The organism is Micromonospora sp. WMMD812 (assembly GCF_027497215.1).
In the GTDB taxonomy this organism is placed as follows: domain Bacteria; phylum Actinomycetota; class Actinomycetes; order Mycobacteriales; family Micromonosporaceae; genus Micromonospora.
On the sequence record NZ_CP114904.1, the window covers coordinates 5,658,599 to 5,679,895 of the forward strand.

Sequence of the window (21,297 nt, forward strand, 5' to 3'; positions counted from 1 at the left end):
GCCCCTTGTGACCCCGTCCAGAAGTGCGATACAACACAGCGCCGGTGGTGAGTGTCGATTCGCAGGGGGCGGACGGCACCCATCGATCTTGCCGGTCCCACGGGGGAGGTGGGTGGATGACCCGGGCGCGTATGCCCCGTCCGCATGAGGTGGCCGCCGCGCGCCGAGATCCGCGACTGCTCCGCGCGCTGCGCGAGCGTCGTGAGGACGAGGCGTGGCGAACCAGAGGAACCTGCCAGAGCGTCGATCCGGAGACCTTCTTTCCGGCGCCGAACGAGCCCGCCGACGCGGCGGTCGCGCTCTGTCGCAGCTGCGAGGTGCAGGGCTCCTGCCTGGCCTGGGCGCTGGAGGTCGGCGACTGTCACGGCGTATGGGGCGGCACCACGCCACGCGAGCGCCGAGCCATGCTGGTCGCCTGGCGCAGCGAGGTGCAGCCGGATCCGGACGCCGCCGACGAGGCCGGTCCGCCGGTCCGTGACCGCCTGCTCACCCTGGTGCCGCTGAGCTGATCCCGAGCGTGCGCACCGGCCGGCCCACCCGCCGGCCGGTGCGTCGCCGTGCCACCGACCGGTCCGGCCGACGGCCGCCCGCTGGCCGGTGCGTCACCGTGCACCGACCGGTCCCGGCCGGCGGTCGCCTGCCGGGGCGGAGAATGGGCCGGTGAGCAGCAGCGACGACATCGAGACCCCGCGCGGGCCGGCCCGGATCGACACCGACCTGCCGGGCGGACCGGCGACCGCCCTGCTGGTGCTGGGGCACGGTGCGGGCGGCGGGGTCGACGCGCCGGACCTGCTCGCCGTCCGGGACGTGGCGGTGGCGGCCGGCGTCGCGGTGGTTCGGGTGACGCAGCCGTACCGGGTCGCCGGCCGGCGCGCGCCCGCGCCCGCCGGGCACCTGGACGAGGCGTGGACGGCGGTGCTGGCCGCGCTGCGGGACCGGCACACCGACGTGCCGGTGTGGCTCGTCGGTGGGCGTTCCAGTGGCGCTCGGGTGGCCTGCCGGACCGCGCGCGCGGTGGGCGCGGCCGGGATCGTCGCGCTTGCCTTCCCGCTGCACCCGCCGGGCCGTCCGGAGCGCTCCCGGGCGGCGGAGCTGCTGACCGGCCTGCCGACCCTGGTGGTCAACGGCGACCGGGACCCGTTCGGGGTGCCCGACCCGGGCCCGGGGGTGACCGTGGTCACCCGTCCGGGGGAGGGGCACGACCTGCGGAAGGACCTGTCCGGCACCGCCGGGGTGGTGCGGGAGTGGCTTCGCGGGCGGGGCTGGACGGCCGGCTGACCGCGCGGGCGCGCGTCCGTGGCGTCCGGATGGCCCGTTTCCGGGGGGCTCGTCTGGTCGTTGCATCGGTTGGTGCCGGCCGCCCGGTTCGGGCGGCGGAACCATCCTCCCAGGCCCTTCCTGGTCCCAGCATCGGTGCGCCGATGCCGGGGCCAGGAAAGGGGGCGGCTCAGGAAGCGGACGGCGGGCCGGAATGCTCCGCCCCACGCCGGGCGTTACTACCCCCGGACGACGTTTTCTGGCGGAGGGGGGACCGGTGCCGACCGAGACACGGAGCCGGGAGCGGGACGACCGGGACGCGCAGCAGCTGCGTCAGCTGCTCGCCGCGCCCGAGTGGCCCGCCACGGGAGAACCGGGCGGGGCGGCCGCGGTGAGCGCGAGCACACCGGCCGGAAGTGAATCTGTGGGCAGGTCCGTACGCGTATCCTCGGCGGGGAAGCATCCGACGCGAGGGGATGTGCGGTTGACCACCGAGAAGACGGACGAGCGCAGGGCCCGCTTCGAGCGGGACGCGATGCCATTCGTCGATCAGCTCTACGCTGCTGGGCTGCGGATGACGCGCAACCCGGCGGATGCCGAGGACCTGGTCCAGGAGACCTACCTGAAGGCGTACGCCGCCTTCCACCAGTTCGAGCAGGGCACCAACCTGAAGGCCTGGCTCTACCGGATCCTGACCAACACCTACATCAACTCGTACCGGCGGCGGCAGCGCCAGCCGGTGCAGGCGCCGACCGAGGAGATCACCGACTGGCAGCTCGCCGAGGCCGAGTCGCACACCTCCAGCGGGCTGCGCTCCGCCGAGACCGAGGCGCTGGACCGGCTGCCGGACAGCGACGTCAAGGAGGCCCTCCAGCAGCTGCCGGAGGAGTTCCGCCTGGCCGTCTACCTGACCGACGTCGAGGGGTTCTCCTACAAGGAGGTCGCCGACATCATGGGTACGCCGATCGGCACCGTGATGTCGCGTCTGCACCGCGGTCGGCGTAATCTGCGCAAGCTGCTGGAGCAGTACGCCAGGGAGCGGGGTTTCTCCGCCGCCGCCAAGGGCTCGACCGCTCCCGCCGGCCGGGAGGTGTGACGTGAGCTGTGGAGAGCCGCACGAGACGGACTGCCGTGAGGTGCTCGCGGAGGTCTACCTGTACCTGGACCTGGAGTGCGCCGACGAGCGACGCACGCTGATCCGCCACCATCTCGACGACTGCGGGCACTGCCTGCGCGAATACGGCATCGAGCAGGAGGTCAGGGCGCTGGTGGCGCGGTGCTGCGGCAACGAGACCGCGCCCGACGAGCTGCGCGAGCGGCTGCGGATCCGGCTGACGGAGCTGGTGGTCTTCGAGAGCAGCGAGTCCCGCGAGCTGGCCGACTGAGCCGGTAGCGCACCAACCGAACAACACGCCGGTGGCCCGGGTCGACATCGACCCGGGCCACCGGCGTCCCGGCCGCCGGCCGGGTGACTGGTCGTCGACGGGCCGTGGCCCGTGGCGAGGTCAGGAGTTGGGGCGCTTGCCGTGGTTCGCGCTGCTCTTCTTACGGGCCTTCTTCCTACGGGCCTTCTTCGCCATGGTGACCTCCTCGTGATGGCTGATCCGGCTGCGCACGGCCGCGGCGCCGGTGCGCGCACCGGGCGGCCCGGCGACCGGGTCCGACCCGCTGATGCTAGTGCGGCCGGCCTGGGCGGCACCGCGCCGGGGCGTGGACACTACCCGTCCGCTCCGCGCCCGCGGGCCGCCGCCGCATGATTGGATACGTCGGCAGGCAACGCGAGAGGGAGGGCCGTGAGATGGCCGAGGAGATTCGCGCCGAGATGGTGGCGAACGTGTGGAAGGTCGTCGCGTCGGCCGGGGACACCGTGTCCGAGGGCGACACCCTGGTGATCCTCGAGTCGATGAAGATGGAGATCCCGGTCATCGCCGAGTCCGACGGCGTCGTGCAGCAGCTCGCGGTCAACGAGGGCGACGTGGTGCAGGACGGCGACCTGATCGCGGTGATCGGTTGACCGGCGTGCTGGTCCGCCCCGCGACCCCGGCCGACTTCCCCGCGATCGCCCGGCTGACCCTGGCGGCCTACGAGGCGGACGGGCAGCTCAAGGGCGAACACGGCTACGGCACGGTGCTCGCCGACGTGGCGACCCGGGCGGCGGCCGGCGAGGTGCTGGTCGCCGTGGACGAGGCCGGAGCGGTCCTCGGCTCGGTCACGTTCGTGCTCGCCGGCAGCCGCTTCGCCGAGCTGTCCGGCCCGGGCGAGGCGGAGTTCCGGATGCTGGCCGTCGACCCGGCCGCCCAGGGGCGGGGCGCCGGTGCGGCGCTCGCCCTCGCCTGCGTCGCCCGCGCCGGCGAGCTGGGCTGCTCGGCCGTGGTGATCTGCGTACGCAGCGGGATGGCCGAGACGGCCCAGCGGCTCTACGAGCGGCTCGGCTTCGTCCGGACCCCGGAGAAGGACTGGTCGCCGGTCCCCGGCGTGCGGCTGCTCGGCCTGCGCCTGGAGCTGCCCCGACCCTGACCCACGCCGGCGCGGCCCTGACCCGAGCTGGTCAGCCGCGGTCCGCCGACTGGGAGTCCGCCGGCCCGCCCTCCGGCGGGCGGCCCGCCGCCGTGTCGCCGTCGGCCGGCTGGCCGATTCGCGCGAGCAGTTCGTCGGCCACCTCGAGCGCGATCTTCCGGCGCTCGGCGTCGGTGATGTCCGGCGTCCGGACGGCGAACCAACTGGTGTGCACCGCGAAGAGCGAGAGCGCGGCGCGCAGCTGGGCCGCGGGGGAGTCGTCGCCGCGGCAGAGTTCGCTGGCCAGTCGCATCATCCGGCCGCGCATCTGCTGCCCGGCCGCGAGGCTCTTGAGCACCGTCTGGTTCTGCTCGAAGAACCGCATCACCGAGGGATGGTCGCCGGCGAACATCGTGTCGGCGTACTGGGCGATCAGTTCCCGCCGCGTCTCGCGGGTGGCCGGCTGTGACTCGGCCCAGGCGACCAGCGCGTCGATCCGCTCCACCCGGTCGGTCACGAAGCTGGTGACGATCTCGTCCTTGCTCTTGAAGTGGTAGTAGAGCGCGGCCTTCGTCACGTTCAGCCGCTCGGCGATCTCCCGCAGCGAGGTCTTCTCGTACCCCTGTTCGGTGAAGAGTTCCAGCGCAACGGCCTGGATCCGTTCCCGCGTGCCGCCGCTGCTCTCCCTCACTCGTACCACCCAATTCGCTTGACCGTCGTTCGTCAACCAGCTTACCGTACGGCAAGTAAGTAAACTAGCCGGGCGGCAAGTAAGTGCGCCGCTCGTCTCCGGGGGGAGCGTACCGATGACTCAGGCAACGCAGGCCGCCGCACGACCCAACGTACGGGTCGTGCTCTTCGGCCTGATGATCGCGATGATGCTCGCGATGCTCGACAACATGATCGTCAGCACCGCGCTGCCGCGGATCGTGGGCGATTTCGGTGGCCTCGACCACTTCACCTGGGTGGTCACCGCCTACGTGCTGGGCACCACCGTCTCCACACCGATCTGGGGCAAGCTCGGCGACCTCTACGGCCGCAAGTCGGTCTTCCTCACCTCGGTCGGCATCTTCCTCGTCGGCTCCGCGCTGTGCGGCATGGCCGGCTCCGGATTCCTCGGTGGCCCGGGCGACGGCATGGTGCAGCTGATCGCCTTCCGGGCGGTCCAGGGCCTCGGCGCCGGTGGCCTGATGGTCGGCGTGATGGCGATCATCGGTGACATGGTCCCGCCCCGGGAGCGCGGGCGCTACCAGGGCATGATCGCCGGCATCATGGCGATCGCCATGGTGGCCGGTCCGCTGGTCGGCGGCTTCATCACCGACCACCTCTCCTGGCGTTGGGCGTTCTACGTCAACCTGCCGCTCGGCGGCGTCGCGCTGGCGGTGCTGATCACGACCATGCACCTGCCGAAGTACCGCACCGAGCACCGGATCGACTGGCTCGGCGCGGCGCTGCTCTCGGTCGGCATCACCGCGATCGTGCTGATCACCACCTGGGGCGGCAACGAGTACGACTGGGCCTCCGGCCAGATCCTCGCCCTGGCCGCGCTCGCCGTGGTGGCTCTGGTCGCGTTCGGCTTCGTCGAGCGGCGGGCGGCCGAGCCGATTCTGCCGTTGGGCCTCTTCGCCAACCGCAACTTCGCGCTGATCTCGGTGATCGGCTTCCTGCTCGGCTTCGCGATGTTCGGCGCGATGAACTTCCTGCCGCTCTACCAGCAGACGGTGCAGGGCGCCTCGGCCACCAACAGCGGCCTGCTGCTGCTCCCGCTGATGTTCGGCATGCTGGTGGTCTCGCTGCTCATCGGCCGGGCGATCACCCGGACCGGGCGCTACCGGGCGTACCCGATCGTCGGCGGCGTCGTGATGACCGCCGGCATGGGTCTGCTGACCATGCTGGACGTGACGACCAGCAAGGTCGAATCCTCGCTCTTCATGATCGTGCTGGGCGTCGGCATGGGTTTCCTCATGCAGACCTCGATGCTGATCGCGCAGAACAGCGTGGAGCAGAAGGACCTCGGCGCGGCGAGCGGCGCGGCCACCTTCTTCCGCTCGATCGGCGGCTCGTTCGGCATCTCGCTGTTCGGCGCGATCTTCGCCAACCGGCTCGCCGACTCTGGGGCGGGCGCGGCGTTCGGCGGCGGCGGGAGCGGCGCCGGGATGGACCTGGAGAAGCTCAAGGAACTGCCGGCGCAGACCCGCGAGCTGGTCCTCGGCGGTCTCGCCGACGCCATCTCGCACGTCTTCTGGTGGGCGGTGCTCTTCACCGTGGCGGTGCCGGTGCTCGCCTGGTTCATCAAGGAGATCCCGCTGCGTACCGCCAACGAGGCGCCCGCGCAGGCCACCCCGGAGGAGGAGGCCGAGGTAGCCCTGGGCAAGGCCCCGGTAGCCTGACCCACCCCGTCCCCCTGACCGGCCCAGGTTGATCATGAAGTTGTTGCCGCGACACGCCGACGCGAATGGCAACAACTTCATGATCAACCCACTTTGAGGGGTGGGGTCAGGGGCGGCGGAGGGGGGCGGTCAGGCGCTGCCAGAGGCGGGCGAGCGGATTGCGCGGGCGCGGGACGCCGAGCCCCCCGCCGATCAGTTCGGCGGCGAGCGTGGCCGTCTCCCGGTCCAGGTCGGGGGTGGCCAGGGCCAGATGGGCCAGCGAGGCGGCGACGGGCATCGGGCGTACCCGGGCCACCGCCGCCGCGTCGGCGAGCCGTTCGGCCACCACCCCGGCCACCTCGGGGCGTACCGCCGGATCGACCCAGGCGGCGGTGACCAGGGCGAAGAGCGCCGCCTCGGTGACCCAGTCCTCCACGCCCCAGACCAGGTCGAGCAGCACCCGGCGCCGGGTGGACGAGTCCCACGGTTCGTCCGTGCGGTGGTGCAGCAGGCCGAGGCAGGCCCAGACCTGCACGCAGCGGACCCAGAGCGACGGGTCCTGCCCGGCCAGCACCCGGCCGACCGCCGTGGCCGGCGGCTCGGGCGGGTGCGCCAGCAGCCCGACCAGGTCCGCCAGCTCCAGGGTGGCCAGCCCGACCGCCGCGTCGTAGGCGGCCGGCGGGTGCGGCCAGGCCGGGTGCACCAGCTGGCGGATCCGCTCGGCCGCCGTCGACGACGGCGCCGGGACCGCGGGCGCCACGCTCGTCCCGTCGTAGCGCCAGAGCGGGCGGACGCCGGGCCGTCGCGGCTCGCGCGCGTCCGGCTCGACGACCCCGGCCATCTCGATCCGCAGCCCGGGCACCGCCGTCGCGACCGTGCGCAGCGCGCTCGGCGGGGCCGGGGCCGCCAGGCGTACGGCGTCGCCGAGATCGCCGTGATCGCCGACGACCGCCCGGCGCAGCGCGTCGACCGCCGGCCCGGTCGCGGGGGTGACCTGCCCCAGCCACGGCCGGCTCCGGCAACACTCGGCAAGGTCGCCGTGCTCGTGCGTGTCGTCCGGGTGGTCCCGGACGAAGTCGGCGAGCGCGACCAGGTGTGCCACCTCGCCGTCCCGCTGGAAGCGCAGCCGGTGCGCCGTGTGCACCGCGCAGTCGAAGGACGGGTCACGGGCCAGCGCCCGGTCGATCCACTCCAGTGCCTCGTCGAGTCGGCCGGTGTCCGCCAGGGTGCCGGCGATGTCCGCGTAGACGGCGAGGTCGTCGGGGTCGTGCCCGACCGCTCGGCCGAGCGCCGCGAGCGCCTCCCGGGTCCGGCCGGCGCTGCGGTACGCGTACCCGAGCCACACCTCGCCCATCTTCGACGGCTGCGCGCGGACGCCCCGGCTGGCCCACCGGATCGCGAGCGCGACCTCGCCGACCCGCCGGGCCAGCGCGGACGCCGCGCCCAGCAGAAGCCCGTGCTCGGGGTGGACGGTGACCGCGTTGCGGGCCAGCGTGAGGTACGCGGCCAGCGCCGGCCGGCCGGCGCGCGGCACCGGGTCCGGCAGCGCGGCGCAGACCTGCATGAGGATCCGCGCGGCGTGCTCCGGCGCGAGCCGTTCGGCCAGCTCGGGGGCGGTCACCCAGGGCACACCGGCCCAGTCGGTCTGCGGCGCGTACCCGGTGGCCGCGACGAGCAGGTCCAGCCCATCGCCCGGATGGCCGGCGGCGGCGAGCAGGTGGGCGCGGGCGACCACCGCGCCGACGAAGGCGTGGTGGTTCAGCGGGAAGAGCTCGACGCCCCCGCCGTCGGCCGCGGCGAGCCGGGCCAGCGCCTCGTGCACCTCGGGCAGGGTCGGCGCCTGCACCAGCGCGCCGGCGACGTGCCCGGCGGCATGGTCCAGGTCACCCTCGTCGATCGCGAGTCGGGCCAGGGCCAGCTCCTCCGCCGCGGAGAGCGCGCGATCGTCCTCGGGCACGTCGTCCTCTCGTCGTCCGTGGGCGGGGTCGTGTCGAGCCGGGCCAGACTAGGTGATGACGGGCCGAAGCGCTGATCGACTGCGCACTACTGTTCGTTCGATTGCTCTAACCAGATCAAAGATGCAAGACTGAGCAGCAAACGCGCGGCAACCGCGCAGGGGAGGGGTTTCCGTGACGCGTGCAGGGGCCGGTATGGCGGCCGACATCGACGAGCAGCCGGCCGGCTACGAGCGGCTGCTCTCCACGGAGCACGCGGGCGCGATCGCCCGGGTGGCCGCCGTCATCGCCGAACGACGGCCCCGCCACGTCGTCTTCACCGCCCGGGGCACCTCGGACCACGCCGCGCTCTACGGGGCCTACCTGACGGAGATCCGGCTCGGCCTGCCCGCGGGGCTGGCCTCGCCGAGCGTGGTGACCCTCTACGGCGCGCGGCCCGACCTCTCCGACGCGCTGGTGATCGGGGTCAGCCAGAGCGGCGGCTCGCCGGACCTCACCGAGGTGCTGCGGGAGGCCCGGGCCTCAGGCGCGCTCACCCTCGCCGTCACCAACGCGCCGGACTCGCCGCTCGCCGGCGTCGCCGAGCTGAGCGTGGACATCGCCGCCGGGCACGAGCGGGCGGTGGCCGCGACCAAGACGTACACCGCCGAACTGCTCGCCCTGCTCATGCTCGTCGAGGGCGTCCGGGCCGGTGACGGGGTGCTGCCGGCCGAGGAGCGGGCGGCGCTCGCCGCGCTGCCCGAGCTGGCCGCGCTCACCCTCGCCGACACCACCCCGGCCCAGCTCGCGCCCCGCTACCGCTTCGCCGCCCAGTTGGTCACCACCGGCCGCGGCTACGCGTATCCGACGGCACGGGAGGCGGCGCTCAAGCTCATGGAGACCTCGTACCTCCCGGCGCTCGCCTTCTCCGGCGCGGACCTGCTGCACGGCCCGCTCGCGATGACCGACCCGGACGTGCCGGTGCTCGCCGTGGTCGGGTCGGGGCCCGGTGGCCGGTCGATGGGCGAGGTGTTGCCCCGACTCGGCGAGCGTCGTGCCGATGTGGTGGTGGTCGGCTCCGCCGACGTCGAGGGCGCGACCCGGATCGCGGTCCCCGAGGTCGACGAGCGGTACGCCCCGCTGTTGGACATCCTCCCGCTCCAGCGGCTCGCGCTGGCGCTCGCACTGGCCCGCGGCGAGGATCCCGACGCCCCGCGCGGGCTCAAGAAGGTCACCGCGACGAGGTGAGGCGCGGCGTGGCACGCTGGTCAGCGTGTCCACGCTGCGCGATCTCGCCGAGGAGCACACCCACCTCCGTCCGGCCGACATCGACCACCTGCACCGGATCGCCGGAGACTGGCAACTGCTCTCCGACCTGTCCTTCGCCGACCTGCTGCTCTGGGTGCCGGTCGACGCCGAGGGCACGTTCCTCTGCGTCGCCCAGGTGCGCCCGACGACCGCGCCGACGGCGTACCAGGACGACCAGGTGGGCCGCATCGTCGGCGGGCCGGAGGTCGCACACCTGGAGGTGGCGTACCGGCAGGGGCGGATCTGGCGGGAGGGCGACCCGGTCTGGTACGGCGACGTGCCCGCCCGGCACGAGGCGATCCCGGTCCGGCTGCGCACCGCCGACGGTGAGGCCGGCGAGGTGGTGGCGGTGGTCGGCCGGGACACCAACCTCTCCACCGCGCGTACGCCCAGCCAGCTGGAGCTGAACTACCTGACCACGGCGGACGACCTGGCCCAGATGATCGCCGACGGCACCTTCCCACCGCCCCGGCATCCGGGGGAGACCACGTCCGCTCCTCGGGTCGGCGACGGCCTGGTCCGGCTGGACGCCAACGGCAAGGTCACCTACGCGAGCCCGAACGCCCAGTCCGCGTACCGCCGGCTGGGCTACGCCTCGCACCTCGTGGGCGAGGACCTGGCGGCACTGCACCGCCGGCTCGCCGGCGATCCGCTGGAGGGGACCGACGCGGCGAACGCGATCCTGGCCGCGCTGCGCGGCGACGCGCCGCCCCGCCGGGAGATCGACGCCCGCGGCGCCACCATGCTCACCCGGGCGCTGCCGCTCATGCCGGCCGGCGTGCCGATCGGCGCGCTGGTGCTGGTCCGGGACATCACCGAGGTGCGCCGCCGGGACCGTGCCCTGATCACCAAGGACGCCACCATCCGGGAGATCCACCACCGGGTGAAGAACAACCTGCAGACCGTCGCCGCGCTGCTGCGCCTGCAGGCCCGCCGGGTCTCGATGCCCGAGGCCCGGGTCGCGCTGGAGGAGTCGGTACGCCGGGTCGCCTCGATCGCGCTGGTGCACGAGACGCTCTCGATGTCCAGCGACGAGGCGGTGGAGTTCGATGGCATCGTCGACCGGGTGGCCAGCGCGGCGACCGAGGTGGCCGCGACCGAGGTGACCGTCGGCATGCGCCGCAAGGGCAGCTTCGGGGTGCTGCCCGCGGAGGTGGCCACCTCGCTGGTGATGGTCCTCAACGAGCTGCTGCTCAACGCCGTCGAACACGGCTTCCCGCCGGCGGACGAGGCGCCGGCCGAGGCAACCGGCGTGGCCGTGCCGGGCGGTGGCGCCGCCGGCGAGCCGGTCGCTGGCGAGCTCCTCGCCGGCGAGCCGGAGGCTGGCTCCGGCGCGCCAGGCTCGGCGCCCGAGGTGGTGGTCTCGGCGCACCGGTTCCGCAAGCAGCTGCACGTCACGGTGACCGACAACGGGCGGGGCCTCCCCACCGGGTTCGACGCCGAGCGGGGCGGCAACCTCGGGTTGCAGATCGTCCGGGCGCTGGTCACCGGCGAGCTGCGCGGCACGATCGAGCTGCGCCACGGCAGCGGCGGCGGTACCGAGGCACTGCTCGTCGTCCCGCTGGGCCGCGGCGCCCCGGACGGTCGCGCGGCGGCCTGACCGCCGCGCGACCGACCCGACCGTCACCTCGCACCGGGCCTTCGCCGCACTCGGCCTTCGCCGGGCTGCTGGCCTGCCGGTGTCCTCATGAGCGTTATGACTCTCCGGCATATTTATGGCTCTTGTGACGTGTTGTGGGTGGTTGGGCGCGTCCTTGATGGCGCACGCCGTTGTCCTGCCTAGGTTCTGGCTTGTCGAGGTCAGAACTGGATGGGCGGGAGAACGGCGTGCGTTCTGCCAGGGTATGGGCTGGGCTGCTCGGGGTCGAGCAGGCGGTGGTGGAGGGTGTGGAGTTCGATCCGGACGAGTCGGTGGTGGTGGCTCGGGTGCGGGTGCGTAAGGGCGCGTCGCGGCGGTGTCCGTATTGCCGGCGGCGGTGTGCCCGTTATGACGCTGGGGTGCGTCGTCGGTGGCGGGCGTTGGATCTCGGGACGGTGCGGGCGGTGATCGAGGCGGACGCGCCTCGGGTGTCCTGTCGGGTGCATGGGGTGGTCGTGGCGGCGGTGCCGTGGGCGCGTCACGGGGCGGGGCACACACGGGCGTTCGACGCGACGGTGGCGTGGTTGGCGGTGCACACGGCGAAGTCGGCGGTGTCGCAGCTGATGCGGGTCGGTTGGCGCACGGTGGGGTCGATCGTGGCCCGGGTATGGGCCGATACCGGTGGCCTTGAGGACCGGTATGACGGGTTGCGTCGTATCGGGATCGACGAGGTCAGCTACAAGAAGGGGCACCGGTATCTGACCGTGGTCGTGGACCATGACAGCGGCCGGTTGGTGTGGGCGGCGCCGGGTAGAAGCGCCACCACGTTACAGGCGTTCTTCGACCTGCTCGGTCCCGAGCGGGCCGCGAAGATCACGCACGTGTCGGCCGACGGCGCGGACTGGATCACGACGGTCGTGCGGCGCAGGTGCCCGAACGCGGTCCGCTGCGCCGACCCGTTCCACGTGGTGGCCTGGGCCACCGACGCCGTTGACCGGGTTCGCCGTCAGGCATGGAACGAGGCCACCGGGCGAGGAGCCGGCCGCCGCGGTGTCGCCACCGGCGAGGCCCGAGAGCTGAAGAACACCCGCTGGGCGTTGTGGAAGAACCCCGACAACCTCACCGACGCCCAGCAGGCCAAACTCGCCTGGATCGCCAAGACCCATCCCCGCCTGCACCGGGCCTGGGCGTTGAAAGAGGGCCTACGGCTGGTGTTCACCCTGGCCAGGACCAGCCCGACCACGGCGGTCGAAGCCCTCGACCGGTGGATCGGATGGGCCCGACGCAGCCGCATCGACGTCTTCGTCGACCTGCAACGACGCGTCACGCGACACCGCGACCAGATCATCGCCGCCATCGAACACGGCCTGTCCAACGGCCGGATCCAGTCGGTCAACACCAAGATCCGCCTGATCACCCGGATGGCCTTCGGCTTCCACTCAGCCGAAGCCCTCATCGCCCTGGCCATGCTCAGCCTCGGCGGCCACCGACCCGAACTACCCCGACCATGACCCCGACCCACACATCAATCACAAGAGCCATAAATATGCCTCACAGTCATAACGCTCAGACGAGCTTGGCCCCCGGCGGCGCGACACGCGGCTCCACCCGGTAGCGCTCAGCGGGTGAGGAGCGCGACGGTCAGGCCGGGGCGCTGCCAGACCTGCTCGACGGTGAAACCGTCCCGTAGTGCCGCACCCTTCGCGCCGGGCACCGTCGCCACCGGGTCGGCATGCCGGCCGGCGACGACCAGCCAGAGCCGCTGCGTCCCGGCGAGGCACTCGGCGGGACGGTCGCACTCGGCGGCCCAGAGGTCGCCGCGGCGGGCCTGCCCCTCGGTCAGCAGCGCGTCGCGCGGCCGCTGGCCCCGGAGTTGGTACTCCAGCCCCAGGTCGAGGAAGAGCCAGCTCTGGCGGGGCGAGTAGACGACCGCGTCGCCGGGGCGTTGCCCCTCGGCGACGATGCGGGCCACCCCGCGGTAGTCGATCGGAGCGCTGCGCGGCCACTCGTGGGTACGCCTCAGCGCCGCCTGGTCGGGGAGGCCCAGCAGACCGGCCAGGGCCAGTACGGCGAGCCCGCCCGGCAGTGGCACCGCGGCCAGCGCCGCACCGGCCAGGAGGCAGCCGAACGGCACGACGAACACCAGGTAGCGGGGTACCCAGAGCGGTACGACCAGACCCGCGGCGAACAGCAGCAGCACCGGCAGCAGCACGGCGCTGCCGGGCAGCAGCGCGCGCCAGCCGAGCCGGGCGGTCCCGAGCACGGCGAGGCCCACCAGCAGCCCGCCCACGACGCTGCTCTGGGCGACGCCGCCCGGCAGCGCGGTCAGGTCGGTCGGCCGGACCAGGTCCACCCAGTTCAGCTGCCGGCCCCGCTGGCTCCGGGCGGCCAGCGCCAGCGGGGTAACCAGCAGCAGCGCCGGCAGGACGGCCGGCAGCCACCACCACCGCGGATCCCCTCGGCGCCCGCCGCCAGCTGACCCGCCGGCGACGCGGACCCCGCTCGGGCCGCTGCCTGAGCCGCCGCCCGACCCGGCGCCGTCGCGGACCCCGCTCGCGCCGTCGCCCGAGCCGCGGCTGGCGTGCTGGTCCGCGTCGTCGCCGCTCGTGCCGTTGGCCGGGTCGGTCGGGTGGCCTGGACGGGCCGGCGTGAGGCCGGCGCGGCGGGCGGCGAGCACCGCCAGCGCGTGGGCGGCGAGCAGAGTGAGCGCGATCAGATGGGCCAGGGCGAGGGCCGCGAGGGCGGCGGCGTACCCGGCCCAACGTCCCCAGCCGGGTCGGCGCAGCGCGTCGACCAGCAGCAGGGTGGCGAGGACGGCGAGGAACGTGGCCAGCGCGTACGGGCGGGCCTCCTGGGCGTACCGGGAGGTGCCCGGCAGCAGCGCGAAGAGCAGGCCGGCGAGCAGCCCGACCCGGGCGCCGGCGAGCCGCCGGCCGAGCAGCGCGGTCAGCGCCGCGGCCCCGGTCATCGCCAGCACCGACGGCAGTCGCAGCGCGGTGACCGAATCACCGACCAGCGCCAACCAGCCGTGCATGAGCAGGTAGTACGGCCCGGTGGCCGCGTCGATGGTGCCGGACAGCCGGACCAGGTCGCCGACCGAACGGGTGGCCGCGCTCCAGGTCGCCAGCTCGTCGCGCCAGAGCTGGGCCCGGTTGAGCCCGGCACCCGTGACCACGAGGGTCAGCAGCGCCGGCGGCACCCACACCGGCAGGCGCACGCCGCGGAGGCCGCGCGGTGCGGGGGGACCGTCCGCGCCGGTCCCGGTCGGGGTCGCCCGATCCCGCCTATCGGACAATTCGCCCACGATGCCGAGCCTCGCACACCGTTGTGCCCGACGGGGCCGGAGCGGACGCAGCCGCCGCCGCTCAGGCCCGTCATGTGGGATCGGGCACGCGGACATTGGCCGGTCTGCTCGGCGTGTGGCAGCATGACGAGCATGACCGCCGCTGTCGTACGCCGCTTCGTGGCTCGTCGCCACGTCGACTACGGCCGCGTGCGCAGCGCCATCTGTCCGGCCTACTGACGACGCCCGATCATTCTGTCTCGGGCGCGTTCCGCGCCGGCCCTCCTGACACCGTTGTCCTGAGCCCGTAACTGACGGGCCGCCGTCGCGTACGCGCTCCACCGGCACCGCAGACAACGGAGGACGCCGCGATGGCGGTCAGCAGCATCCCGGCCAGGTCCGACGACCCGACGGCACGCCCCACCCGGGCACCGCGGCGCCCTCGTGGAGAGGGCCAGTGGGCCCTTGGCCACCGTGAGCCGCTCAACCCGAACGAGCGGACCAAGAAGGACGACAACCCGCTCAACGTGCGGGCCCGGATCGAGAACATCTACGCCCACCGCGGCTTCGCCTCCATCGACCCGGCCGACCTGCGCGGCCGGTTCCGTTGGTGGGGCCTCTACACCCAGCGCAAGGCGGGCATCGACGGCGGGCGTACGGCCGTGCTCGAGCCGCACGAGCTGGAGGACGAGTTCTTCATGCTCCGGGTCCGGGTCGACGGGGGCCAGCTCTCCCTGGCCCAGCTGCGGACGATCGCCGGGATCTCCGAGGAGTTCGCCCGGGGCACCGCCGACATCACCGACCGGCAGAACATCCAGCTCCACTGGGTCCGGGTCGAGGACGTGCCGGAGATCTGGCGCCGGTTGGAGTCGGTGGGCCTGCAGACCACCGAGGCCTGCGGCGACTGCCCCCGGATCGTGCTGGGCAGCCCCGTCGCCGGGGTGGCCGAGGCGGAGGCGATCGACCCGACCCCGGCGATCGACGAGATCGTCCGCCGGTACGTGGGCGACCCGCAGTACTCGAACCTGCCGCGCAAGTTCAAGTCGTCGATCTCCTGGCTCGTGGACACCCCGTACGAGGCGAACGACATCGCCTTCCTCGGCGTCGACCACCCCGAGCACGGCCCCGGCTTCGACGTCTGGGTCGGCGGCGGCCTCTCCACCAACCCGATGCTGGCCCAGCGGCTGGGCGTCTGGGTGCCGCTGGCCGAGGTGCCGGACGTCTGGGCCGGCGTGGTCGGCATCTTCCGCGACTACGGCTACCGGCGGCTGCGCCACCGGGCGCGGCTGAAGTTCCTGCTCGCCGACTGGGGCATCGAGCGCTTCCGGGAGGTGCTGGAGAAGGAGTACCTCGGCCGGACGCTGCTCGACGGACCCGCCCCGCAGCTTCCCGACAAGCCGGTCGATCACATCGGCGTGCACCGGCAGCGGGACGGCCGGCACTACGTCGGCGGCGCTCCGGTCGTCGGCCGGGTCTCCGGCGGGCAGCTGGCGAAGCTGGCCGACGTCGTCCAGGCGCACGGCAGCGACCGGGTGCGGCTCACCCCGTACCAGAAGCTGCTGGTGCTGGACGTGGCACCGGAGCGGACCGAGTCGCTGGTCGGCGCGCTGCGGGAGATCGGCCTGGAGGCCCGCCCGTCGGCCTGGCGGCGCGGCACCATGGCCTGCACCGGCATCGAGTACTGCAAGCTCGCCATCGTCGAGACCAAGGCCCGGGGCGAGGAGCTGGTGGCCCGGCTCGAAGAGCGGCTGCGCGACTTCGACGCGGACATCTCGATCCACCTCAACGGGTGCCCGAACGCGTGCGCCCGGACGCAGGTGGCCGACATCGGCCTCAAGGGCCAGCTGGTGGTCGGCCCGGACGGCCGCCAGGTGGAGGGCTTCCAGGTGCATCTCGGCGGCGGCCTCGGCATGGCCGCCGGGCAGACGTCGGGCTTCGGCCGCAAGCTGCGCGGCCTGAAGACCACGGCCGAGGAGCTTCCGGAGTACGTGGAACGGTTGGCCCGCCGCTACCTGGCCGGCCGGCACGAGGGCGAGGCGTTCGCCCAGTGGGTGATCAGAGTCGACGAGGAGGAACTGCGATGAGCAGCGAGAACCGTGCGGCACCCCTGTACTGCCCCTACTGCGGCGAAGAGGACCTGCGGCCGAGCGAGACGGGCCACGGCGCCTGGGAGTGCCACGCCTGCGCCCGGGTCTTCACGGTGAAGTTCACCGGCCTGCTCAGCCGGGCGGTGGCCCGGTGAGCGCGAGGAGTGAGCTTGCGGGCCCCGCGGTCGCGAACCAGAGGAGGCACCCGTGAGTCTCGTGTCGGCGGCGGGTCTGGGCCTGGTCGGGATCGGCGGCTCGAAGCCGGCCGGTGTGCCGGGTCGGAGCCCCGAGGAGCTGCGTGCGCTGGCCGAGGAGGCCGGCCGGGAGCTGGAAGGTGTTCCGGCGCTGGAGATCGCCCGCTGGGCGGCGGAGACCTTCGGTGACCGGCTCTGCGTGACCAGCTCGATGGCCGACGCGGTGCTGGCTCACCTGGTGTCCCGGGTGGCGCCCGGGGTGGACGTGGTCTTCCTCGACACCGGCCTGCACTTTCCCGAGACGCTCCGGGTCCGCGACGAGGTCGCCCGGACGCTGCCGGTGACCGTACGGTCGATCCGGCCCCGTCTCACAGTGGGCCAGCAGGACGGGCAGTACGGGCCGCGGCTGTTCAACAAGTCCCCGGACGACTGCTGCCAGCTGCGCAAGGTGGAGCCGCTCGAGCGGGCGCTGTCCGGGTACGACGCGTGGGCCGCCGGGCTGCGCCGGGACGAGTCGCCGACGCGGGCGAACACGCCGGTGGTGGCGTTCGACGCCCGGCGTGGAAAGGTCAAGGTCAACCCGATCGCGACCTGGACGCAGGCCGACGTGGACGGCTACGTCGCCCGATGGAACGTGCCGGTCAACGAGTTGTTCAAGCAGGGCTACGGCTCGATCGGATGCTGGCCGTGCACTCGCCGTACCGCCGCGGGGGAGGACCCGCGGGCCGGGCGGTGGGCGATGTTCGAGAAGACCGAGTGCGGACTGCACGTCTGACCCGACCGGTCCGGCGGGTGGTGAGCGGGGCGGCGGCGCCTCGGCCGTCCGCCGATCCCGTCGTCCTGGTCGCGCACGGTAGCCGTGATCCGCGGGCTGCCGCGGCGACCGGGGCCCTGGCCCGGGCGGTGTCGGCGGCCCGCCCGGGCACCCCGGTGTCGGCGAGCTGGCTCGACCACACCGATCCGGATCCGGCCGAGGCGCTGCGGGCGCTCGCCGACGCCGGTCATCCGCGGGCGGTGCTGGTCCCGGTGCTGTTGACCGCCGCGTACCACCGTCGGGTCGACATCCCGGCGGCGGTCGCCGCGGCCCGAGCCTCGGCGCCGTCACTGTCCGTACGGGTGACCGACGTGCTCGGTCCGGTTGGCGGGGCGGTGGACGGGAGTCTGCTGGCCGGCCTGCGGCGGCGGTTGGCGGAGGCGGAGCCGGGTCCGTTCGACGCGCTGGTGCTGGCCGCGGCGGGCACCCGGGACCCTCGGGCCCGCGGCTCGGTGGGTCAGGTGGCCGCCGCCCTCGGCAGCCGCCTCGGCGTGCCGGTCCGGGTGTCGTACGCCTCGGCCGCCCCGCCGACGGTCGACGCGGCGGTCGCCCGGCTGCGCGCGGAGGGTGCCCGCCGGGTGGCGGTGTCGGCGTACTTCCTGGCGCCCGGTCTCTTCCACGACGCGGTGACGGTGGCGGCGCGTGCCGCCGGTGCGGTGGCGGTCTCCGCGCCCCTCACCGACGCCCCGGAACTCGCGGATCTCGTGCTGCGCAGAGTCGACGCCGCGCTGGCGGGCGGCCTGCCCCGGCCACTGACAACAGCCGTTGGGGCGCGGGTGGCCCGGAGCGGTGGACCGGGCCTCGGGCTGGTGTCGCGCGCGGCCCGCAGCGGCCGGTCGGCCGGCTCCGGACAGCAGAACGCCCCGGCGGGTTGAACCCGGCGGGGCGTGCAGCTGTGTCGGTGGGTCAGGCGGAGTGAGCGCGCAGCACCCGGAGGCCGCCGCGACGCTTCACGGCGCGCCGCTCCTCCTCGCTCATCCCGCCCCAGACGCCCGCGTCCTGACCCGACTCGAGCGCCCACTGCAGGCACTGGTCGGTCACGGAGCAGCGCCGGCAGACGGCCTTGGCCTGCTCGACCTGCAGGAGAGCCGGTCCGGACGTCCCGATCGGGAAGAACAGCTCCGGGTCCTCGTCGCGGCAGACAGCATGGTGACGCCAGTCCATGGCGGCAACACTCCTCATTCTGGATGGGTGGCAGATCGTGCTTTGTTGCTTTTCCTATATGCATCCGCAACGCCGGTCGTAACGGTTCGCGTTCGACTATTCGGCATTGCGTGAGCAGGCTGTTGGCACCGGGGACCTGCCGGAACGGCTCAACGTGCCGAGCATATCCAGGCAATGTCCCGGTAACTCAAGTTCGCTTGTGAATACTTTCACGAACTCACACAATGTCAAGGGTGACGCTCGGAAAAACTCCGCGCGGTGAGCAAGCCCACAACCCATTTGTCCGGGTTTCCGAGTGATCCGGTTACCCCGCGTACCACAGTCGAGGATCAATATAGTACAGTCCGCGTGACATTGCTGACATTTCCGGCACCTGCCCCTCGGTGTTGCGGCCACCGCGTCGTTGCGGTGTCACGGCCGCGTCGACCTAGGGCAGTACCCGAGAGCTAGCAGATTACTCTCAGTGCCGCGGGAACGGATGTGAATCTGACTTTTTCCCGCTCGCCGAGGTAGTCGCCGTCCAGTTGGAACGCCTGCGGACGGCTCGACAGCAGCGTGAACTCCGCAACGTCATGTAGCCGCAACACCTGGCGACCATGCGGATCGGGGTGCCCGGAGACGAACTGCGTCACTGTCCGTGCCGTGCTGGGCACCCGGAGCTGACGGAAGGCGAGCACGTCCAGGCCCAGGTCGAACGACGCCTCCGGGTTCGGGTTGATCTCGCGGTCGCCCAGGTAGGTCCACGGCGCCGTGTTCTGGATGATGGCCGAAGCCAGCTCGCCCTGGCCCGCCTCGCCAGGGCGCTCCAGACTGATCGCCGGGTGCCGCCGGTCGGAGGCGAAGAAGTACTGGCTCAGGATCGCGCGCAGGTAGAGCCCGGGGCTGGACACCCGCCCCTTCCGGCGGGCCTGCTCCACCCGGTGGATCACGGCGGCGTCGAGGCCGAAGCCGGCGCAGAACGTGAAATAGCGGTCGTCGGCGCGGCCGAGCCCGATCGTGCGGTAGCGGCCCAGCCGCAGCCCTTCCAGGATCATGCTGGTGCCCTCGGGCCACTCCCCGGGCAGGCCCAGCGCCCGCGCGAAGACGTTCGTCGAACCGCCCGGAACGGTGGCCAGCGCGGGCAGCCGCTCGGCCGGGGGGAGGGCGCCGGGGGCGGTCGGCGGCTCGGCGGCCATCAGCCCGTTGACCACCTCGTTCACGGTGCCGTCGCCACCGAGGGTGACCACGACGTCGACCCCCTCCTCGGCCGCCTCCCGCGCCAGCGCGGTGGCGTGCCCGCGCCGCCGGGTGTACCGCACGGAAAGGTCGACTTCGCTGCGCAGCGCCCGGACCAGCACGTCCCGGCTGCGCTCGCTGGTGGTGGTGGCTTTCGGATTGACCACCAGGACGGCCCGCATGGGCGGCACTGTACCCCCCGGTAGCCCGGGTATCGTGGCGCGCGTGACCATCGACTCCGACCCGATTCCCGTCACGCTCCGCTGGGCGGTCCGGCTGTTGCGCGGCGAGGCGGTCGCCGTCGCGCTCATCGCCGTCTGGCTGGTCTGGGCCGACCTGACCGCCGACACCACCGCCGGACTCACCTCGGCGTTGCTGGTGACCGCGTTCGCGGTCGGCGCGGCGGTCGCGCTCTGGGCACTCGGTGGCGCGCTGGCCCGTTGCCGCGCCGGGGCGCGCGCCCCGGCGATCGTGCTCCAGCTCATGCTGCTGCCGATCGGCTGGTACATGGTCCAGGGCGGCCTGGGCTGGCTGGGCGTGCCCCTGATGGCGCTCGGCGTCGGGGTCAGCGCGCTCCTGGTGAGCCCGGCCACCACCCGGGCGCTCGGCTTCTCCTGAGCCGCCGGGCCGGAGGACCCGCCGTGGCCGCCGCCGGACCGCGCCGCAGCCCGCCGCGGATCAGTAGCCGGAGGAGCGGCGGGTGAGCAGTGAGATGGTCGCCTGCCCGTCGGTGGCGGTGGCGGACGCCGCCGTGGTCAGCGCGGTGAGCACCTTCCAGGCGAACGACGACTCGGCGGGGAGCTTGGCGCCCCGGACGATCGGCACCGTCACCTCGACGGTCAGGGCGTCCTCGGTGACCGAGAAACGGCACTCCAGCTCGGCGTCCTTCGTCGCGATGGCGAGCAGCATCGCGCAGGCCTCGTCGACGGCGATCCGCAGGTCCTCGATCTCGTCGAGCGCGAACTGCAACCGGGCCGCCAGACCGGCGGTGGCGGTGCGGAGCACGCCCAGGTAGCCGCCGTCGGCGGGCACGGTGAGGTGCACGACGTCGTCGTCGGTGGCCGGCTGGCCGGTCAGTTGAGTCACCACTCATCCCCCCGGTCGCGGACTCTACCCGGTCAGGCGCTGGGACGGGTGGGGGCCGCCGCCACCTGGCGGGCCAGCCCGTGCAGCGCCTCGCCGCTGAGCCGGTAGGGGACCCACTCGTCCATCTTCTCGGCGCCGATCGCGGCGTAGAAGCCGGCCGCCGGGTTCCAGTTGATCATCCACCACTCGAGCCGGCGGTAGCCGCGCTCGACGCAGATCGCGGCGAGGGTGGCCAGCAGCCGTCGACCCGCACCGGTGCCCCGCGCCGTCGGGCGGACGTAGAGGTCCTCCAGGTAGATGCCGTGCACCCCGGCCCAGGTGGAGAAGTTGAGGAACCAGAGCGCGAACCCGATCGGCTCGTCGCCGGCGTCCACCGCGACGTGCCCGTACAGGGCCGGCGCCGGGCCGAACAGTGCGGCGGTCAGCTGCTCCGGGGTGAGGTGGCACTGGTCGGGCGCGCGTTCGTACGCCGCCAGTTCGTGCACCATAGCGACGACGGCCGGCACGTCCT

Annotated in this window: 23 protein-coding genes; 15 read left to right on the forward strand and 8 right to left on the reverse strand. The window is 73.3% G+C overall.

All coding sequences use genetic code 11. The features are described from left to right. The first annotated feature begins 116 nt into the window (after nt 1–116). The 4 genes from O7603_RS26215 (at nt 117) to rsrA (ending at nt 2,642) form a co-directional block, all read left to right on the forward strand. Nucleotides 117–509 (forward strand): WhiB family transcriptional regulator, encoded by a 393-nt coding sequence (locus O7603_RS26215; protein WP_281572409.1) that lies wholly within the window; start codon nt 117–119, stop codon nt 507–509. A 151-nt stretch (nt 510–660) separates the two neighbouring features. Then, nucleotides 661–1,278: an alpha/beta family hydrolase gene (locus O7603_RS26220; RefSeq protein WP_281572410.1), complete on the forward strand. Its 618-nt coding sequence runs from the start codon at nt 661–663 to the stop codon at nt 1,276–1,278. A gap of 256 nt (nt 1,279–1,534) precedes the next feature. After that, nucleotides 1,535–2,353 carry a sigma-70 family RNA polymerase sigma factor gene (locus O7603_RS26225; RefSeq protein WP_281572411.1) on the forward strand — a complete coding sequence of 273 codons (819 nt, stop codon included), beginning with the start codon at nt 1,535–1,537 and terminating at the stop codon, nt 2,351–2,353. A gap of 1 nt (nt 2,354) precedes the next feature. Then, nucleotides 2,355–2,642: a mycothiol system anti-sigma-R factor gene (gene rsrA, locus O7603_RS26230; protein ID WP_281572412.1), complete on the forward strand. Its 288-nt coding sequence runs from the start codon at nt 2,355–2,357 to the stop codon at nt 2,640–2,642. 120 nt (nt 2,643–2,762) lie between these two features. On the opposite strand, the gene O7603_RS26235 is transcribed toward rsrA, so the two are convergent. After that, nucleotides 2,763–2,975: a hypothetical protein gene (locus O7603_RS26235; protein ID WP_281572413.1), complete on the reverse strand. Its 213-nt coding sequence runs from the start codon at nt 2,973–2,975 to the stop codon at nt 2,763–2,765. Between the two features lie 80 nt (nt 2,976–3,055). Between O7603_RS26235 and O7603_RS26240 the strand changes: the two genes are divergently transcribed. Together O7603_RS26240 and O7603_RS26245 are read left to right on the forward strand one after the other, a co-directional pair. After that, nucleotides 3,056–3,271 (forward strand): biotin/lipoyl-binding carrier protein, encoded by a 216-nt coding sequence (locus O7603_RS26240; protein WP_093405215.1) that lies wholly within the window; start codon nt 3,056–3,058, stop codon nt 3,269–3,271. Continuing rightward, nucleotides 3,268–3,774: a GNAT family N-acetyltransferase gene (locus O7603_RS26245; RefSeq protein WP_281572414.1), complete on the forward strand. Its 507-nt coding sequence runs from the start codon at nt 3,268–3,270 to the stop codon at nt 3,772–3,774. The genes O7603_RS26240 and O7603_RS26245 overlap by 4 nt, the downstream gene beginning before the upstream one ends. Nucleotides 3,775–3,805: 31 nt before the next feature. On the opposite strand, the gene O7603_RS26250 is transcribed toward O7603_RS26245, so the two are convergent. Then, a complete protein-coding gene (locus tag O7603_RS26250) occupies nt 3,806–4,444 on the reverse strand; it encodes a TetR/AcrR family transcriptional regulator (RefSeq protein WP_281572415.1) in 639 nt (212 codons plus the stop codon). Between the two features lie 115 nt (nt 4,445–4,559). On the opposite strand from O7603_RS26250, the gene O7603_RS26255 reads away from it, so the two are divergent. Then, complete coding sequence (locus O7603_RS26255; protein ID WP_281572416.1) at nt 4,560–6,143, forward strand: MDR family MFS transporter; 1,584 nt, start codon at nt 4,560–4,562, stop codon at nt 6,141–6,143. A gap of 106 nt (nt 6,144–6,249) precedes the next feature. On the opposite strand, the gene O7603_RS26260 is transcribed toward O7603_RS26255, so the two are convergent. Next, on the reverse strand, nt 6,250–8,079 hold the full coding sequence (locus tag O7603_RS26260; protein WP_281572417.1) for a tetratricopeptide repeat protein: 1,830 nt from the start codon (nt 8,077–8,079) through the stop codon (nt 6,250–6,252). A 193-nt stretch (nt 8,080–8,272) separates the two neighbouring features. On the opposite strand from O7603_RS26260, the gene O7603_RS26265 reads away from it, so the two are divergent. From O7603_RS26265 to O7603_RS26275, 3 genes are all read left to right on the forward strand, one after another. Beyond that, on the forward strand, nt 8,273–9,304 hold the full coding sequence (locus O7603_RS26265; RefSeq protein WP_281576814.1) for an SIS domain-containing protein: 1,032 nt from the start codon (nt 8,273–8,275) through the stop codon (nt 9,302–9,304). Between the two features lie 25 nt (nt 9,305–9,329). Next, nucleotides 9,330–10,964, forward strand: coding sequence for a PAS domain-containing sensor histidine kinase (locus tag O7603_RS26270; protein WP_281572418.1), 1,635 nt, complete (start codon nt 9,330–9,332; stop codon nt 10,962–10,964). A 227-nt stretch (nt 10,965–11,191) separates the two neighbouring features. Beyond that, nucleotides 11,192–12,454 carry an ISL3 family transposase gene (locus O7603_RS26275; RefSeq protein WP_281572419.1) on the forward strand — a complete coding sequence of 421 codons (1,263 nt, stop codon included), beginning with the start codon at nt 11,192–11,194 and terminating at the stop codon, nt 12,452–12,454. 107 nt (nt 12,455–12,561) lie between these two features. Here the strand turns inward: O7603_RS26275 and O7603_RS26280 are convergent, their stop codons facing one another. Further along, nucleotides 12,562–14,160 carry a glycosyltransferase family 39 protein gene (locus tag O7603_RS26280; protein ID WP_281572420.1) on the reverse strand — a complete coding sequence of 533 codons (1,599 nt, stop codon included), beginning with the start codon at nt 14,158–14,160 and terminating at the stop codon, nt 12,562–12,564. Between the two features lie 437 nt (nt 14,161–14,597). Here O7603_RS26280 and O7603_RS26285 point away from each other — a divergent pair, with 437 nt between their 5' ends. Genes O7603_RS26285 through O7603_RS26300 form a run of 4 tightly spaced genes read left to right on the forward strand, consistent with a single transcriptional unit; the run spans nt 14,598 to nt 18,196 of the window. After that, nucleotides 14,598–16,310, forward strand: a complete 1,713-nt coding sequence (locus tag O7603_RS26285) for a nitrite/sulfite reductase (protein ID WP_281572421.1) — start codon at nt 14,598–14,600, stop codon at nt 16,308–16,310. Further along, nucleotides 16,307–16,468, forward strand: a complete 162-nt coding sequence (locus O7603_RS26290) for a hypothetical protein (protein WP_281572422.1) — start codon at nt 16,307–16,309, stop codon at nt 16,466–16,468. Before O7603_RS26285 ends, O7603_RS26290 begins: the two co-directional genes overlap by 4 nt. 52 nt (nt 16,469–16,520) lie before the next feature. After that, nucleotides 16,521–17,282 carry a phosphoadenylyl-sulfate reductase gene (locus tag O7603_RS26295; protein WP_281572423.1) on the forward strand — a complete coding sequence of 254 codons (762 nt, stop codon included), beginning with the start codon at nt 16,521–16,523 and terminating at the stop codon, nt 17,280–17,282. Between the two features lie 17 nt (nt 17,283–17,299). Then, nucleotides 17,300–18,196: a CbiX/SirB N-terminal domain-containing protein gene (locus tag O7603_RS26300; RefSeq protein WP_348651090.1), complete on the forward strand. Its 897-nt coding sequence runs from the start codon at nt 17,300–17,302 to the stop codon at nt 18,194–18,196. Between the two features lie 31 nt (nt 18,197–18,227). Here O7603_RS26300 and O7603_RS26305 read toward each other — a convergent pair whose 3' ends face one another. Together O7603_RS26305 and O7603_RS26310 are read right to left on the reverse strand one after the other, a co-directional pair. Beyond that, nucleotides 18,228–18,485, reverse strand: coding sequence for a WhiB family transcriptional regulator (locus O7603_RS26305; protein WP_007072794.1), 258 nt, complete (start codon nt 18,483–18,485; stop codon nt 18,228–18,230). Nucleotides 18,486–18,931: 446 nt separating this feature from the next. Further along, a complete protein-coding gene (locus O7603_RS26310) occupies nt 18,932–19,882 on the reverse strand; it encodes a diacylglycerol kinase family protein (RefSeq protein WP_281572425.1) in 951 nt (316 codons plus the stop codon). A 43-nt stretch (nt 19,883–19,925) separates the two neighbouring features. Here O7603_RS26310 and O7603_RS26315 point away from each other — a divergent pair, with 43 nt between their 5' ends. Next, nucleotides 19,926–20,318 carry a hypothetical protein gene (locus O7603_RS26315; protein WP_281572426.1) on the forward strand — a complete coding sequence of 131 codons (393 nt, stop codon included), beginning with the start codon at nt 19,926–19,928 and terminating at the stop codon, nt 20,316–20,318. A gap of 60 nt (nt 20,319–20,378) precedes the next feature. Here the strand turns inward: O7603_RS26315 and O7603_RS26320 are convergent, their stop codons facing one another. Together O7603_RS26320 and O7603_RS26325 are read right to left on the reverse strand one after the other, a co-directional pair. After that, complete coding sequence (locus O7603_RS26320; RefSeq protein WP_281572427.1) at nt 20,379–20,786, reverse strand: ATP-binding protein; 408 nt, start codon at nt 20,784–20,786, stop codon at nt 20,379–20,381. Between the two features lie 32 nt (nt 20,787–20,818). Beyond that, entirely contained in the window at nt 20,819–21,274 is a 456-nt protein-coding gene (locus O7603_RS26325) for a GNAT family N-acetyltransferase (RefSeq protein ID WP_281576815.1), read from the reverse strand. Between the last annotated feature and the right edge of the window lie 23 nt (nt 21,275–21,297).

What these genes read in the sequence shown, in the direction of transcription:
- O7603_RS26255 (WP_281572416.1), top strand. Translation starts at nt 4,560, where the DNA reads ATGACTCAGGCAACGCAGGCCGCCGCACGACCCAACGTACGGGTCGTG.
- O7603_RS26265 (WP_281576814.1), top strand. Translation starts at nt 8,273, where the DNA reads ATGGCGGCCGACATCGACGAGCAGCCGGCCGGCTACGAGCGGCTGCTC.
- O7603_RS26215 (WP_281572409.1), top strand. Translation starts at nt 117, where the DNA reads ATGACCCGGGCGCGTATGCCCCGTCCGCATGAGGTGGCCGCCGCGCGC.
- O7603_RS26325 (WP_281576815.1), bottom strand. Translation starts at nt 21,274, where the DNA reads ATGGTGCACGAACTGGCGGCGTACGAACGCGCGCCCGACCAGTGCCAC.
- O7603_RS26310 (WP_281572425.1), bottom strand. Translation starts at nt 19,882, where the DNA reads ATGCGGGCCGTCCTGGTGGTCAATCCGAAAGCCACCACCACCAGCGAG.
- O7603_RS26285 (WP_281572421.1), top strand. Translation starts at nt 14,598, where the DNA reads ATGGCGGTCAGCAGCATCCCGGCCAGGTCCGACGACCCGACGGCACGC.
- O7603_RS26305 (WP_007072794.1), bottom strand. Translation starts at nt 18,485, where the DNA reads ATGGACTGGCGTCACCATGCTGTCTGCCGCGACGAGGACCCGGAGCTG.
- O7603_RS26290 (WP_281572422.1), top strand. Translation starts at nt 16,307, where the DNA reads ATGAGCAGCGAGAACCGTGCGGCACCCCTGTACTGCCCCTACTGCGGC.
- O7603_RS26240 (WP_093405215.1), top strand. Translation starts at nt 3,056, where the DNA reads ATGGCCGAGGAGATTCGCGCCGAGATGGTGGCGAACGTGTGGAAGGTC.